The organism is Succiniclasticum ruminis DSM 9236, from assembly GCF_900112895.1.
Classification (GTDB): domain Bacteria; phylum Bacillota; class Negativicutes; order Acidaminococcales; family Acidaminococcaceae; genus Succiniclasticum; species Succiniclasticum ruminis.
The window spans coordinates 1-14,882 of the sequence record NZ_FONL01000007.1; the positions used below are offsets into that span (position 1 = coordinate 1).

Annotated in this window: 12 protein-coding genes and 2 tRNA genes; 4 read left to right on the top strand and 10 right to left on the bottom strand. The window is 48.5% G+C overall.

Annotated features, from left to right (window positions below; all coding sequences use genetic code 11):
* Positions 1-23 precede the first annotated feature (23 nt).
* From BM159_RS06170 to BM159_RS06180, 3 genes are all read right to left on the bottom strand, one after another.
* Positions 24-818, bottom strand: coding sequence for an MBL fold metallo-hydrolase (locus BM159_RS06170; RefSeq protein ID WP_093913387.1), 795 nt, complete (start codon positions 816-818; stop codon positions 24-26).
* Positions 819-1,774: 956 nt separating this feature from the next.
* Entirely contained in the window at positions 1,775-2,410 is a 636-nt protein-coding gene (locus BM159_RS06175; protein ID WP_093913388.1) for a relaxase/mobilization nuclease domain-containing protein, read from the bottom strand.
* Between the two features lie 4 nt (positions 2,411-2,414).
* Complete coding sequence (locus BM159_RS06180) at positions 2,415-2,894, bottom strand: plasmid mobilization protein (protein WP_093913389.1); 480 nt, start codon at positions 2,892-2,894, stop codon at positions 2,415-2,417.
* A 196-nt stretch (positions 2,895-3,090) separates the two neighbouring features.
* Between BM159_RS06180 and BM159_RS06185 the strand changes: the two genes are divergently transcribed.
* From BM159_RS06185 to BM159_RS06195, 3 genes are all read left to right on the top strand, one after another.
* Positions 3,091-3,450 (top strand): hypothetical protein, encoded by a 360-nt coding sequence (locus BM159_RS06185; protein ID WP_093913390.1) that lies wholly within the window; start codon positions 3,091-3,093, stop codon positions 3,448-3,450.
* A 34-nt stretch (positions 3,451-3,484) separates the two neighbouring features.
* The gene (locus BM159_RS06190) at positions 3,485-3,706 is read left to right on the top strand and encodes a helix-turn-helix domain-containing protein (RefSeq protein ID WP_093913391.1); all 222 of its coding nucleotides are present in this window, start codon (positions 3,485-3,487) and stop codon (positions 3,704-3,706) included.
* Positions 3,707-3,769: 63 nt separating this feature from the next.
* Positions 3,770-5,038 (top strand): tyrosine-type recombinase/integrase, encoded by a 1,269-nt coding sequence (locus BM159_RS06195; protein ID WP_093913392.1) that lies wholly within the window; start codon positions 3,770-3,772, stop codon positions 5,036-5,038.
* A 41-nt stretch (positions 5,039-5,079) separates the two neighbouring features.
* Here BM159_RS06195 and BM159_RS06200 read toward each other — a convergent pair.
* The 5 genes from BM159_RS06200 to BM159_RS06215 all read right to left on the bottom strand — a co-directional run bounded on the left by BM159_RS06200 (position 5,080) and on the right by BM159_RS06215 (position 9,685).
* Positions 5,080-5,156: transfer RNA gene (locus BM159_RS06200), tRNA-Arg, on the bottom strand.
* 119 nt (positions 5,157-5,275) lie between these two features.
* Positions 5,276-5,375, bottom strand: a tRNA-Arg gene (locus BM159_RS11960).
* Positions 5,376-5,465: 90 nt separating this feature from the next.
* Entirely contained in the window at positions 5,466-5,774 is a 309-nt protein-coding gene (locus BM159_RS06205; protein WP_093913393.1) for a hypothetical protein, read from the bottom strand.
* 63 nt (positions 5,775-5,837) lie between these two features.
* On the bottom strand, positions 5,838-8,135 hold the full coding sequence (locus BM159_RS06210; RefSeq protein ID WP_093913394.1) for an RNA degradosome polyphosphate kinase: 2,298 nt from the start codon (positions 8,133-8,135) through the stop codon (positions 5,838-5,840).
* Positions 8,132-9,685 (bottom strand): Ppx/GppA phosphatase family protein, encoded by a 1,554-nt coding sequence (locus BM159_RS06215; protein WP_093913395.1) that lies wholly within the window; start codon positions 9,683-9,685, stop codon positions 8,132-8,134. The genes BM159_RS06210 and BM159_RS06215 overlap by 4 nt, the downstream gene beginning before the upstream one ends.
* A 278-nt stretch (positions 9,686-9,963) precedes the next feature.
* Between BM159_RS06215 and ppx the strand changes: the two genes are divergently transcribed.
* Entirely contained in the window at positions 9,964-11,499 is a 1,536-nt protein-coding gene (ppx, locus tag BM159_RS06220; protein ID WP_093913396.1) for an exopolyphosphatase, read from the top strand.
* A gap of 165 nt (positions 11,500-11,664) precedes the next feature.
* Here the strand turns inward: ppx and BM159_RS06225 are convergent, their stop codons facing one another.
* Positions 11,665-13,320 carry a DUF4127 family protein gene (locus tag BM159_RS06225; RefSeq protein ID WP_093913397.1) on the bottom strand — a complete coding sequence of 552 codons (1,656 nt, stop codon included), beginning with the start codon at positions 13,318-13,320 and terminating at the stop codon, positions 11,665-11,667.
* A 9-nt stretch (positions 13,321-13,329) separates the two neighbouring features.
* Positions 13,330-14,841: an IMP dehydrogenase gene (locus BM159_RS06230; protein ID WP_093913398.1), complete on the bottom strand. Its 1,512-nt coding sequence runs from the start codon at positions 14,839-14,841 to the stop codon at positions 13,330-13,332.
* Positions 14,842-14,882: the final 41 nt, after the last annotated feature.

The following is a 14,882-nucleotide window of genomic DNA, read 5'->3' on the forward strand; positions in this document are numbered from 1 at the left end:
CAATTTATAAAACCGGGTTCTGTTCAGTTAAACGCCAGCGTCTCCCCGTCTTCAGGCATCAAATATTCCACGCCGCGCTTTGCCAGCAAGCCGCGCATTGTATAACGGGTTATGGATGCATGCGCCACTGTATCCATATGGCTGATGACAATCTGCGCATCCGGTACGGTCCTGGCAACCGCTTCCACATCTTCGTCATTCATGATTAACCGTCCAAAACCGACCAGTTCCGCAGCGCAGGCGTTCAATACCACCACATCCGGCGTAAAAGTCTGCAGCGTCTTTTTTATTTCTGTAGTCCAGATCGTATCCCCTGCAACATACAGTGTCTTTTCCTGTTTTGCCTGAAATAAAACACCGCATGCTTCTCCGCAGGGTTCTATCACGCCATGCAACGCCGGTGTCCGGGTGATTGAAACATCACCGCAGGCATACGCGGTTTCCCCTAACACAAGGACCTGTTCAAAGCCGGATGCACGGAACACCTTGCCGTCTGTTTCATTCTGCACCAAAACAGGCACCGTTTTGTCCAACAATCCTCCTACCGTGCCATCCGGCGCCATGTCAACATGGTCAGGATGAATATGCGTTACAATATAATAGTCTACGCCTTTCAGTATTTCCTCTACCGGTTCAGGCAGCGCGCACATTGGCATCGGTATCCCTTCTTTCGCTGTATCCGGAACATGAAACGGATGATTCGGGATATCCAAAAAACATCCCATCCGTCCTTTTTCCAAAAGCCAGGGATCTATCAGAAACGTCTTGCCTGCATATAAAACGCGAATCGTTGCATTGCGAATCTGTTTGATTTCCATAAAGCACCTCCACCGTTTTTTTTAATTATAGCAAAACAGCCGCAGAAAAATCTACGGCTGTTAAAAAAAACTTCAATTTGTCTGCTTACGTCCATCCACTGTCTTTATTAATGCCAAAGAATTATAGTATAAAAAAGAAGGCCCCTGACTGATCCATGCCAGGTTTCTTCACATATTCCGAAATGAAAATCGTCAAATTCGTCAACTTCGTCAGGTTCGTCAGGCGATTTTACGTATATATTTCCCAAGAAAATAAGCAAAACAATTTATTTTCCACTTGACGAACCTAGAACTTACGTCTGGAAAAGCCCTGACGCTTAACTTGTCATCACTGTTCAAATCTTTCATGCTGTATCAGATGCAATATCCAAAACCAGTAACCCCACTCTTTTTCTTATATCATTTAGCATAACCAGTGACATTATTCCACATTCATTCCAAAAGTTCAGTACAGAACACTGCAGTTCATGAACGAATACTTTCCCATCCATATCCTCAATCACGTCCGATTCAGGCAAACTTTACGCCTGGATCTGGAAAACAGCTGCCCTTACAGATTATCTATACAGGAAGAACACCCCTTCACATATTTCGTCAGGCAATAGTTCCGTCAAGCGATTTTTAGCAAGTTTTAACTGTTTATAGCCATTTTTAACACGTTTTTTCACATGACGAACCTGACAAAGTTGACAAACCTGACATAATCAGCATTTCAGCACCATACAGAAGACAACCCTGGACTTCACCTTAATTAACTAAGTCTGTAGCCTTATGGGTTCCTCTGACCATCCTCACCTGAAAGTTTGGGAAAGTTCTCCTTCAAAATTGGATCAAATGCTTTTGATTACAGCATATGTATGTTGATAATCTACAACAAAAGCTTATAGGGAGCAGAGCAATAACTCCACTCCCCATTTTATCGTCTTTTATTCTGTATTACCTGAACTACCTTTGCCTCATGACTGGGGAATTAAATATTCAATTCCGGTTGGATAGATGTTCCACCACTTTCTTTCTGTATCGTCATTATTAATAATCTGGTCATCATCATCTCTGCAGAACCCTTGGCCACCTCTGATTTCTCGAAGTCTGTAGCTCCTTAGAATTTCATTTAAGGTTCCAATCATACCATAAAACATCTGGTAATCGATGTTAAGCTTCTGGTAGGTATCCATACGAATCGGATTGATGATTATATGCATATGAATATTTTTTGTGTTGGTATGCACTGCATAAACCAATTGGCAATTTGTAATATCCTGTATAGCCCAGGCTACGTCCCAGAACACATCCCAACGATTAAGCCCTTCAGGGGTCATGCAATTAAGATACCTTACCAGTTCGTTGTCTTCCAATGACAATACGAAATGTTTATACTGTGATCCACCTTCTTTTGAACAGATATTTTTGAACAACAACATGTCCATAGCTGCATGATCAGGATCTACAAACAAACCATCGTAGTCACTTACATTACCATAATGCTTTGATGTTTGCCTAACATCGTTTCCTTTATTTAGACGTCCTCTGATGTATCTGATAACACCATCCAGTGTATATCTTGAATCCGAAATATAGTGGAAAATTGCCATGGTGTTATTCCTCCTGCCCTTTGTTCTTCTTATCTTTTTCCTCTAATCTTTTTTCTTGTCGTTCGAACTTTTCCCTTTCGAAGTCTGAAAGGTAACTCTTATATAGATCCTTTTTAAACTGTTCAAAGTTTTCTTCTAAATCTTTAACATTACTCAAAATGCTTTCGATACGATCAGACTGTGACTGCCATTCGTCAGGGTTATCCCCCATTGCATAATGGTCGCGGTTGATCTGGTTGATGGACTCACTCATTACCGCTATTTCTTTTCCAATATCGAATTTGAGCCTGGGCTGTTCAAAAGCCTTACTGATCATATACTGGGTTACTGTCAGACCATTGTTCTTGGCAAGTTTAGAGATTTCTTCATGCTGATGTTTGGTAATCCGAAGCGAAATTCTTTTATTCTTTTTGCAATTCTCATCTTTATACTTTTTTGTTTTACGAATCTGCTGAAGTTTTACATTTTCATAGAGTTGTTCCATTTGTTTTGACCTCCAATAATAATAATGTGTATACATTCTCTTACTTGCTGATATTTCACGAGCGTCTAAAACCGCGAGTGGAAATATCAGAATATATATACTAAAAAACGGATGTACAAAATTGTTGTACCCTTTAAGTTTTCCGGAATATAGGAAACTCCATTATGAATAGTTTTTGATAACCGGAAGAGTGTTCGTGCTGTGGAACAAAGAGTATTGTGGCGTCTACACAGATATCGGTATAGCGGTCAACGACTTCATTCATGTGGGCGATATGGTTTTGATCGAGGTTGGCAACGAACTGGAAGCTGTGAAGCTCATCAACAACAAATATAAGAAGCTGATTTTCCCGCTGCTTCCGGAATTGGTAAAACCTTTACCGTTCCTGAACGGACCTATAAAGACCAACATCCTTTTCAGGATGCCTTATGCGGACATCCTTAAAAACCTGTTACTGCCGAATGAGATCCGTGCACTGAACCCGTATGTAGGAACAGATGGGCCAGATCGCATGCCTAACAACGGTTTAATCAATGCAATCAGTGTAGATGAATAAAAAGCGTTATTCTGATTAATACAAGGAGACAACAATGAACGAAGAAAAGAACACAAAAGATTCAACTATTAATTCCGAAGATTTGATTTACGTTGAAGACGTAATTAAAATGTTTGGCGGGAAAATCACCAAAAACATAATCTATGCGTGGATCCGCGAAAAAAAGCTGCCAGCTATGAAAGTCGGAAGACGTTTCGTGTTCTCACGTAAGCGTGTACAGGCATTTATGGCCAAAAGACTAGGACTGGCAAGTTAAAACAAAAGGGGCGGCAGCAGATGTTCTGCTGTCGCCTCATTACTTAAGGAGGTAAGATAACCCATGCCAGGACATAAAAAACCATTAGACCCTGACCTGCTTGCAAATACAGGCAAATGCAAATGGCGATTGTACGTCAGCAACAAGTTCAGGGCTGACGGAAAGCCCAACAGAATAAGCCAGACTATCGGCCCCTGCTCGGAAGCGCAGGCAGACAAGAAATTGCAGGAACTGTACCTGGAATTCACAAAAAAGCCCCCGCAGAACGCAAACAGGATACGCTTTGATCAGTTCGCTGAAATCTGGTTGGAACGTCGCAGAAATGCAATCAGCCCCAACACCTTCAGCGGTTACAGGAATGCCCTTGATTCCCGTCTGATACCCTACTTCGGACATATACGCCTGAATAAGATATCGGCTGACATCATAACAGATTACCTTAACGATTTAAAAGCCGATGGTGAAAGGCTAGACAATCATAGCGGAGATATCGCTCCTGCAACCATCTTCTGGTATTTCCGCATACTCCGCACCATGTTCAACAAGGCAAAAGAATGGAACTATATCACCCATAACCCTATTGACGATATCCCCAAGGATAAACGTCCCAGACCTAACTACAAGGTAAAGCCCATACTGGAAGACCATCAGTTGGGTATATTGCTGCAGAAGCTGTTCGAACTGAAGGAGAACGGGACGAACGTTAAGAACCAGCTCTTCTTCTATCTTGCCCTTATCACAGGGGCACGGTCAGGCGAACTCATAGCCCTGACCTGGAATGACATTAATTTTGATACTATGCAGATTACAATATCAAAAGATATATATACTGAACACAATCAGACACGGATCCAGAACCGTACCAAGGGTATGGAGACGCGAACCGTTTACTGTGACGACTTCTGCATAAGTCTGTTACGCAAGCATAAGACCTATCAGACGGAATGGCTTCACAGCCGCAAGATAGAAAACCCCAACCAGTATATATTCCTTAAACGCACAGTAAAAAAGAGTCGTCAACCGGAAGCGGAACTGCCCAGCAGAAGCAGTTTTCACCACTTTATGCGCAGCTTCCTGAAGAAGAACGGTCTTCCGTCAATCGATGTACATGGGTTTCGTCGTATGGCTGCCAGTTACTCCGTCAACAACCAGGTCCCCTTGACGACCGTCCAGACGATGCTTGGACATAAAAGCCTGTCCACCACAATGATCTACCTTAGAACGCTTAACGCAAGCCGCAAGGAAGGTGTGGAAGCATTGTCCAACACCTATCAGCAGTTGATGGACAGGAAAAAGGACGATAAACCGGAGGACGATTCGCCCAAACCATAAAAAACAACCCCTGACTCTTAATGAAGTCAGGGGTTTATTATTGGTGATCCCGGGCAGATTCGAACTGCCGACCTTCGCCTTAGGAGGGCGCTGCTCTATCCAGCTGAGCTACGGAACCTTTAAAAACGTTATTAAGTAAAGTTGCAGACAATATCAGCCATTATCCTGCAGGAATTATCAAACTTGAAAAAGTTTCGCGAAATTTTCGCGCTTCTTATCGGACACTTTATGAGGAAGGGGGTCCAAACACGCATGAATACTAAATTTTCAAATTGGAATTTTTTCTTTGGCCTACCGCTTAGGAGGCGGTCGCTCTATCCAGCTGAGCTACGGAACCATATAAAACAATTATAAACTTTTTACACACGCTTTTCGCGCAACACGCATAAAGAGAGAAAATGCCGGTTTGACGCCGGCATTTTGATTGTTACAGATTTTCAGCCATTCCGGGCGGCATGCTCCATTCCACCCGTACATCAATGGCGACCCACATGCGGGTCAGGCAAAGCTGAAAGTTTTCCAGGCTTTCCAGCGGCTGCAGCGTCACTTCTTTAAAATCCCGGATGGTAGGTCCCACGCACACCTTAAATGTATGGGGTTCCCCCAGATACTTTTCCACAGCGGCCTTAGGGGCTTCCACTCCCAGATGCACAGCTGCGGATTTGGTCTCCGGATCATATTCAATATATCCGTAATTTCCGTGATAGTTAATCGTCACGGTAAATTTTTCCATCATAGTGTCCCTCCTCAAAATTCCATATTATTATATCAAAGAATGGGCAATTTAACAATACTTTTCTTATTCTTCGTCTTCCTGCCTTGGCGCCGGACGCAGACGCTGCTCCATGGGTATCTTTTCCATGTTTTCCGCTGCTGCCAGCTGGGCCTGTTCGTAGAGAATGCTCTGGGAGCTGATTTCTTTTCCCTTTCCGGCCACGACTCTCCGGTAGTTGCCATTGCTCTGCATCATGTGGGCGCCTACGTTGTCCTCCAGATACAACTGCAGGATGCTCTTGATGCGTAGAATATGCTCTTCATTCTCCACCGGGAAGAACAGCTCCACGCGGTCGTTCAGATTACGGGGCATCCAGTCGGCGCTGCTCATAAAGAGCTGCTCGTCGCCGTTGTTGGCGAACCAGAAGATACGGCTGTGTTCCAGTTGCCGTCCCACAATGCTGCGCACGGTGATGTTGTCGCTGATGCCTTCCAGACCGGGGCGCAGGGTGCAGATGCCCCGGACAATCAGTTCAATCTCCACGCCTGCCATGGAAGCTTCATATAATTTCTGGATGACCGGCTGGTCCAGCAGGGAATTCATCTTGGCGATAATGTGCCCTTCCCCGCCTTCTTTTACGATGCGGATTTCATTATCCACCAGCTCATAGATTTTTTCCCGCAGCCCGATGGGCGCCATCACCAGCTTGTTCCAGACAGGCGCCTTGGAATAACCGGACAACAGATTAAAGAAAGCGGAGGCATCGCTGCCGAACTGGTCGTTGGCCGTCATCAGCCCCATGTCGGTGTACAGCTTGGCCGTGCTGTCGTTGTAGTTTCCGGTACCCAGATGCACGTAGCGTTTGATACCGTCAGGCTCCTGTCGCACCACCAGAATGATTTTGGCATGGGTCTTCAGCCCTACCAGACCGTAGATTACATGGGCGCCTGCTTTTTCCAGACGTCGGGCCCAGAGGATGTTGTTCTCTTCATCAAAGCGGGCTTTCAGTTCTACCAGTACCGTGACCTGCTTGCCGTTTTCCGCAGCCCGGGCCAGTGCCGCCACAATGGGCGAATTTCCGCTGACGCGGTACAGGGTTTGTTTGATAGCCAGCACATTGGGGTCACTGGCGGCATCGCTGACGAACTTCACCACCGGATCAAAGCTTTCGTAGGGATGGAACAGTAAAATATCCTTTTCCTTAATGCGGTCAAACAGATTGTCGTACTCCGGCAGATCTTTCGGGCGTTGGGGCACAAAAGGCTCATGAAGCCAGGGCCACATCTTGTCCAACGACACAAACTTAAAAAAGCAGGTTGCATCCAACGGTCCGGAAATCTCATAGATTTCTTCGTCCGTCAGGTCCAGATTATCTTCCAAAAACTTTTTGATGCTGTTATTGCCGGTCTTCGCGATTTCTAATCGGCGGGCCGCGCCCCGTTTCCGCTGCCGCAGGGATTTTTCAATTTCCCGCAGCAGGTCTTCAATATCGTCCTCATCCACATCCAGGTCGCTGTCCCGGGTCAGACGGAAAGGTACCACGTCCAGGATCTGGCAGCCCCGGAACAGGTATTTGCAATGAATGGTGATCAGTTCTTCCAGATAGATAAATGTGCGCTTTTCTTCTACCGGGATTTCGATCAGGCGGGGCAGCAGGGATGGTACCTGCACCACGCTCATGCTTTCTTCCCCGTCCACCGTGATCAGCTGCACGGCCAGGTTCAGGGTCTTGTTGCCCAGAAACGGGAACGGACGGGAGGCGTCCACCGCCATGGGCGTCAATACGGGATACACCACTTCCTGATAATAATTCTCCAGCCACTCTTTCCCTTCGTCGCTGCACGCATCGATAGTCTTGATTTCAGGTCCGCCGGCCTTTTTCAAATCGTCCAGCACGTCCGTCAGAATCTTGCTTTCCAGCTTCATCTGCTCATGGGCCGCCTGAGAGATCATCCTGAGCTGTTCCCGTACCGTCAATCCGGAAGGATCCTTACTGGTCACACCGTTTTCATACTGATCCCACAGTCCGGCTACCCGGACCATGAAGAACTCGTCCAGGTTTGATGACGTAATAGCTATAAATTTCAGGCGCTCCAGAATCGGCGTAGTTTTCACTTCCGCTTCCCGCAGCACCCGCAGGTTAAATTTCAGCCAGCTCAGTTCCCGGTTGAAGAAATACTCCGGCCGTTTCAGGTCCGCTTTGCTGACTTTATTTGCTTTTACCGCGGTTGGTTTATCCTGCACAGGCGCGTTGGCCGCCGCGCTTTTGATTCTCTTTTTTACGACAGCCGCAGCTTTTTTTACTGCGCTTGCCGTTTTCTTTTCGGCCGCCACTACATTGCGTTTTGTCCCAGCGCCGGTCTTACTCTTACTTTCGCTCATAATGATTCCACCCGTTCCAGACGTACTTTAAATCCGTATACTTCTTCCATCATCAACACTTTGGAAGCAAAGGTCCACTCTTCCAGATCCAGATCAGCCTTGCTGACCACTTCGATGGTCAGTTCCCGGTTGTGCAGGGTTACCTTGCATTGCTGTATCTTCTGCATGTAACTCCTGTCCAGCGCGTCGGCCAGCCGGATGATGGCGGACAGTTTCGCCACCACGGGAACCAGTTCGCTTTTCAGTTCCGGCACCCGTTTTTCGTCACGCTCCAGCACGTTGTGGGCATGGTAGTAGGATGCCATAGCGATGACCTGTTTGTCCTCTTCCGTAAAGCCCAGCAAGTCGGTTCCCATAATCAGCTGATAGGAGTACAGGGAATGGCTGCGCATGGAAACATACTTGCCGATATCGTGCAGGATGGCCGCCGCCCGCAGGAGCAGACGGCAATGATCGTCCAGCCCGTACTTTTTCCCGATGCGGTCAAAGATGACCAGCGCCAGCCGTTCCACCTGGGTCACATGTCTGTAATCATACTCATAATCTTCCCCAACATGATGGACGAGGCTCATCTTTTCCTCTTCCAGCATACGGGTGTAATTCTCATCTTTTTCCCGGATGATTCGCAGCAGAATCAACCCGTCCAGGAAAGTATCGCTGGTAATGATAATCTCCTTAGCCGCGGGCGCAAGGTCCAGCAGTTTTTCGTAAAGCAGCACCATAGGCAGCGCCAGTTCCGCTTCCGTTTCTGTCAACTGATACGTCTTCCGCAGCTGGGGCAGGTTCAGCTTCCGGACCTTTTCAAAGAAATTCCGGAAATCTTCAGTAGTGACCCGTTGCACTTTATTTTTGTTGCGAATACCCATTACTTTCAGCAGCAGTTCTGTTTCCGTACCGGAGAGCACCAGGTATTTTACTGCCTGTCCTTCCAGCGCTTTGCGCACCGGTCCCATGGTGCTGGACAAAAACTGCATCAGCGCTTTGTTGAAATGCAGGCTGCTGCGCTGGTAATTATTAAAGCTTTCCTTAATCCGAATGATGCCGATATGGAAATTCTCCTGGAACCGAATCTGTTCATCCTGCACCAGGGATACCCCCAGGCCGCCGGAGGAAATGTCCAGCAGCATCAGGCCTTTGTCACTGGAAATATGCTGGTCCCTCACAGTCTTACGGATAGCCACATACTTTGTATAAATTTCCATGGGCATTTCCGCCACGGTCACATCCAGTCCGGTCCGCAGTTTGATCTGGTCCAGCATAAACACTTTATTGCTGGCTTCCCGCACCGCCGTAGTTGCCTGGGCCGTATACACGTCCGTGCCGTATTCCTGCATCAGTTCCTTGAATCCCTGCAGCACCTGGCAGATTTCTTCTACCATGGAGAAGGGAATGCTTTTGTTCTTAAAAGCCTCTTCCCCCAGGCGGATCGGATACTCGCACTGCTCTATGACCTTGATCCGGCTCAGACTGCGGTACTCCACGATCCGCAGGCGCAGCATCTCAGAGCCCAGATGGATCGCCGCCAGCGTTGTATAAGTTTTGCGTTTCATAATCTTCTCCGTAATTTTTATAAGTGTTTACTGTTTATCTGCATATAGTTATCATTTAAGTTTTTCGACATAATTCTGAAAAATCCTTGTAAAAAGCCATATCTTTAAAATATATTTTATGAAATTTTGTCAATTTCACAGAATGCGGTATAATAGACAGGTAAGAAGAAAGCTGTAAACATCCTGCAAAGAAAACGGATTATCAGTTGCAGGTAAAAATTCCGGCCGGGAACCGTGCTATTGAAGAACCGGTTCCTTACCCATACGGGAGAAGCGTTATGCAGAGAATCGCAATCATCGACATCGGCTCCAACTCAGCCCGCCTTGTCATCAGCCACATTTACAAAAGCGGCTCCTACAACATGGTCTTCAATCAGAAAGAGATGCTGCGGCTTGCGCAAAAGACGGAGGGCGACGGACTGCTTTCCAAAGAAGCATTCGACAGCACGCTGCAGGTCATGCAGTCTTTTGCCTACATGTGCCGGCAGTATAAGACGGACAAAATCATCGCCGTGGCCACCGCCGCGATCCGTAATGCCCGGAACGGCAGCCAGCTGGCCAAAGAAGTGTTTGAAAAGACTGGGATCCGGTTACACATTATCTCCGGCAGCATGGAAGCACAGCTCAGTTATCTGGGCGTAATCAATACCCTGCCCATGAAAGACGGCATCGTTTTTGACCTTGGCGGCGGCTCCACAGAGCTGATCCTCTTCCGGAACCGCAAACTGGTTGAATCTGTTTCCATCCCCCTGGGAGCTGTAAACACAACGGATATTTTCCATATCCGCGACACCATGCCAACTGCAGTGTACAGCGATATCAATTTCTTTATCTCCACCCGGATGGAACAGTATCCCTGGCTGAAGGATGCCAATCTGCCTCTGATCGGCGTCGGCGGTACGGCCCGTACCGTTGCCAAGATGATCCAGAGAAGCCGGAATTATCCTTCCAGCCGGGTCCACAATTACATCTTCAGCGCCCAGAGTTTCCGTGCGCTGTTCAAAAAACTGCAGGGCACTACACTGGAAGAACGCAGGAACATCCCCGGCCTTTCGGAAGAACGCGCCGACATCATTCTCGCCGGCGCTTCCATTATCAACTGCCTGCTCACACAGACGAACAGCAAACGCATCGTTACATCGGGCTGCGGTCTGCGGGAAGGCCTGTTTTATGATTACTATTCCAAAACGAATAATGTACCCCTGATTGCGGATGATATTCTGGAAGAAAGCACCCAGAACGTACTGCGCCTTTTCTCAGTAAATATCGAGCATAACCGCCACGTGGCCGACCTGGCCTTGTCCATGTTTGACGGCTGGCACGGGCTGCACGGTCTGGGCCGGCAGTACAGGAAGATCCTGAAAACAGCCGCGCTGCTCCACGATATCGGCATCACCATCAACTATTACAGTCATGCCCGCCACTCCGCTTACATGATCCTGAACGCAAAGATTTTCGGCCTGACCCATGCGGAGCAGATGCTTTGCGCCGTGACCGCCGGCTGGCATAACGGCATTGCCAAACGCTATTTTAAAAACCACGCCTACCGTCCCCTGCTGAAGGAAAAGGACTGGAACATCGCAGGCATACTGGCGTTACTCCTCGCTTTGGCGGAAAGCCTGGATTACTCGGAAAGCAATACCGTAACCGCCATTATCCCCGGTGCCGACAGCACGTCGGCCACGCTGGAGATTCATACAGCTGAAAATGCCGCTATCGAAATGCAACAATTACAGGCGCTGGAAGACTGGTTTGCGGAAACATTCGGTTTACCGCTCCGGACAATTATAAAAAGCGAAACGCTGGCAGATTAGAACAGTAATCGTTTAAAACAGTTATAAAAAACAAAATCCCGGAGTTTTTCTTCTGTGTGATTACGGAAGAAAAATTTCCGGGTATTTTTATTGCGGTTATTTAGATTTTTAAGCAGGAAAAGAAAGGAAGCACCGGTCAGAGCAATTTCATCAGGAAGCCGCTTCTTACATGGATTTATCTATTTTTATGGGCTGCACTTCAAACATGCGGCTCCAGGGAAGTTTGAAATCGTAATCCTTAGCCACATCCCCCATCACCGGTTCCGAAACTTTGGTGATGCTTTCTTTGATGGCGGCTTCCGCAATGCGCTTCTGTTCCGGAGTATAGCCGGAGTTAGGCATATAATTCGGCCAGATCACATTCTTATACACATCCATGCGGGCGTTGGCCTGATAAGCCCAGTCGTCCAGATAACGCACCGTCAGCAGGTCTTTCGCCGCATTCCCTTCATAGTACGGGGATTCGATTCCCTGGGACAGAGCAAAACCAAGCGTATTGCCGGAGGTGTTCCAGCCGCCGTAGGCCGCCAGATCATACGCAATGCCCCGCCGGAACAGTTCTTTCACCAGCGCATTGTCCGCTCCGTTGCCATACGCTGAGTCAGATACAATCACCTTTTTTCCCTGTTCCAGCCAGGTCTGCACTCTATCCGCAAAGGCTTTTGTGTTTTTATCTGCAACGCCGCTGTTCTTTACGTCGGAAGCTTCCAGGGTCTTTCCGTTATACGGTGTATTGACCAGCAAAATGTAATCTGCCGTGTCCGGATTTTTGGACGGGAATCCTCCTGCCGCAAAAATGTGCTGTTTCGCCGATTCCGCCACCGTATCGTCTTCGTAGGTGGGAACTGTAGCTCCGCCCTTGCCTGCCCCGAACTCCGTATACACCAGCGGCGTATTGTACGTCAGCCGGTTGGCCGCCTGTGTCAGCAGCACCAGACCTAACTGGTCGGCGCCAGAGAAGAAACGGATCTTCGTATTGGAAAAGTTGTTCACCAGGGAAGACATGTAACGGGCTTCCTTGTGAGCCTGGGACAGGGGGCTGGTATCGTCACGGCCCACCAGCAGGTAGTTGAAGCTGTCACTTTCAATGCCATGCAGCAGCAGTTCCGTCGTCCGGACGTTATCCCGGCGGCGGCCGTAGAAATCTGCAATTACATTACGGGGGATCTCATGATTCAGCGCCTGCAGTTCTTTGCTTTCCTTACGGGAAAGCCCCTGCAATTCGTTTTTATCCAGCAGCGCGCCCTGCCGGAACAGCTTGCCACCCCATTCCTCATAATAAACCGGTTCTGCCGGCGCAGCGCTGGCTTTAGGCGTGCGCATGATGGTCACAAACACATAAATATCAGGGGAATGTTTTTTCTGCTTCAGGGAAAGCAGCCGCTCCGCCCTGGATTGCAGCACGGAAGGTTCGATATGGTGCGTCCGGGAATCCACCAGGCCGCCATAGATCAGCGCATCGGCGCTGGCCACAATCGCCACTGCTTCCTGCGCATTCTGCTCCAGCCACTCCAGCAGCTTGTCCGGCTGTCCCTCCCGTTGCAAAGAAGACAGCAGTTCATCCGGCGGAACCACTATGTTCCAGCCTGCGGCCTGCATGGTCGCAACCGTGTAATCTTTGCAGACAGGACGGGTATCCATGGGAACGTAAACCATGGTCCCCCTGCTTTTGGATAAAACAGCCTGTGACGGCGCTGTTGTCGTCACTGGTTCCGTTTTCTTTTCATTCTTTACGGTTTCAGCGGCATCGTTCGCTGCCAGGACCGAACTCCCGGCAAGCAACAGACCTCCCGCTAACAAACCAGTTACAAACTTTTTCATAGCCTCACATCATTTTGCATAGGTAGCTGCCGTGTTATCCTTCAGCAATACGTCATGAGCACCGCCTTCCACGATGGAAGTTGCGGAAACCAGTGTCAGTTTCGCTTTCTCGCGCAGTTCGCCCAGGTTAAGGGCGCCGCAGTTGCACATGGTGCTGCGGATCTTGGCCAGGGTCAGGTTCACGTTGTCCTTCAGGCTGCCTGCGTAAGGAACATAGGAATCCACGCCTTCTTCAAAGGACAGCTTCTGGGAACCGCCCATGTCGTAGCGCTGCCAGTTCCGCGCACGGTTGGAACCTTCGCCCCAGTATTCTTTCATGTAGCTGCCGTTCACGTTGACCTTGTTGGTGGGGCTTTCATCGAAGCGGGCGAAATAACGGCCCAGCATCAGGAAGTCCGCTCCCATAGCCAAAGCCAGGGTCATGTGGTAATCGTAAACGATGCCGCCGTCACTGCAGACGGGAACATACACACCGGTCTCTTTGAAATACTCATCACGGGCTTTGCAAACATCAATCAGGGCAGTTGCCTGTCCGCGGCCGATACCTTTGGTCTCCCGGGTAATGCAGATGGAACCGCCGCCAATACCAACCTTGACAAAGTCGGCACCGCAATCCGCCAGGAAACGGAAGCCTTCCGCGTCAACCACATTGCCGGCGCCTACTTTTACTTTATCGCCGTAATGATCGCGGATCCATTTCAGGGTGATCTTCTGCCATTCGGAGAAGCCTTCGGAGGAGTCGATGCACAATACGTCTGCCCCTGCTTCCACCAGGGCCGGAACCCGTTCCGCGTAATCCCGGGTGTTGATGCCGGCGCCTACTACATGGCGTTTCTTATCGTCCAGCAATTCCAGCGGGTACTCTTTATGGGAAACATAGTCCTTGCGGAATACCATGTATAACAAACGCCCGTCGTCGTCAATAATGGGCAGCGTGTTCAGCTTGTTGTCCCAGATGATGTCGTTGGCCTGCTGCAGGGTAGTATCCTTTTTACCTACGATCAGTTTGCTGATGGGAGTCATAAAGTCCCGTACCTTCGTGCTCAGGTCCATACGGCTGACACGGTAGTCACGGCTGGTAATGATGCCTTCCATCTTGCCGTTTACCGTTCCGTCACTGGTAACGGCAACGGTGGAATGACCGGTTTTTTCCTTTAACGCCAGTACATCTGCCAGCGTGCTGTCCGGCGTAATGTTGGAATCGCTGACGACAAAGCCGGCGCGGTGACTCTTCACATTCCGCACCATCTGCGCTTCGTCCTCCACTGTCTGGGAACCGTAAATGAAAGAGCAGCCGCCTTCCCGGGACAGGGCCACAGCCAGTTTGTCATTGGAAACAGACTGCATAATAGCGGAAACCATGGGAATATTCAAGCTGATAGCCGGTTCTTCACCCTTTTTGAACTTCACCAGCGGGGTGACCAGGTTCACATTATCGGGAATACATTCAGAAGAAGAATACCCCGGAACTAACAGATACTCACTAAAGGTATGCGCGGGTTCATCGTAATAAAAAGCCAATGGTAACACCTTCCCTTTCCTGAAAATATTTTAAAACGTAT

Bases quoted from the DNA above. Each gene is read 5' to 3' on its own strand.
- BM159_RS06205 (WP_093913393.1), bottom strand. From the start codon at position 5,774: ATGATGGAAAAATTTACCGTGACGATTAACTATCACGGAAATTACGGA.
- BM159_RS06170 (WP_093913387.1), bottom strand. From the start codon at position 818: ATGGAAATCAAACAGATTCGCAATGCAACGATTCGCGTTTTATATGCA.
- BM159_RS06210 (WP_093913394.1), bottom strand. From the start codon at position 8,135: ATGAGCGAAAGTAAGAGTAAGACCGGCGCTGGGACAAAACGCAATGTA.
- BM159_RS06225 (WP_093913397.1), bottom strand. From the start codon at position 13,320: ATGAAAAAGTTTGTAACTGGTTTGTTAGCGGGAGGTCTGTTGCTTGCC.
- ppx (WP_093913396.1), top strand. From the start codon at position 9,964: ATGCAGAGAATCGCAATCATCGACATCGGCTCCAACTCAGCCCGCCTT.
- BM159_RS06195 (WP_093913392.1), top strand. From the start codon at position 3,770: ATGCCAGGACATAAAAAACCATTAGACCCTGACCTGCTTGCAAATACA.
- BM159_RS06215 (WP_093913395.1), bottom strand. From the start codon at position 9,685: ATGAAACGCAAAACTTATACAACGCTGGCGGCGATCCATCTGGGCTCT.
- BM159_RS06190 (WP_093913391.1), top strand. From the start codon at position 3,485: ATGAACGAAGAAAAGAACACAAAAGATTCAACTATTAATTCCGAAGAT.
- BM159_RS06180 (WP_093913389.1), bottom strand. From the start codon at position 2,894: ATGGAACAACTCTATGAAAATGTAAAACTTCAGCAGATTCGTAAAACA.
- BM159_RS06175 (WP_093913388.1), bottom strand. From the start codon at position 2,410: ATGGCAATTTTCCACTATATTTCGGATTCAAGATATACACTGGATGGT.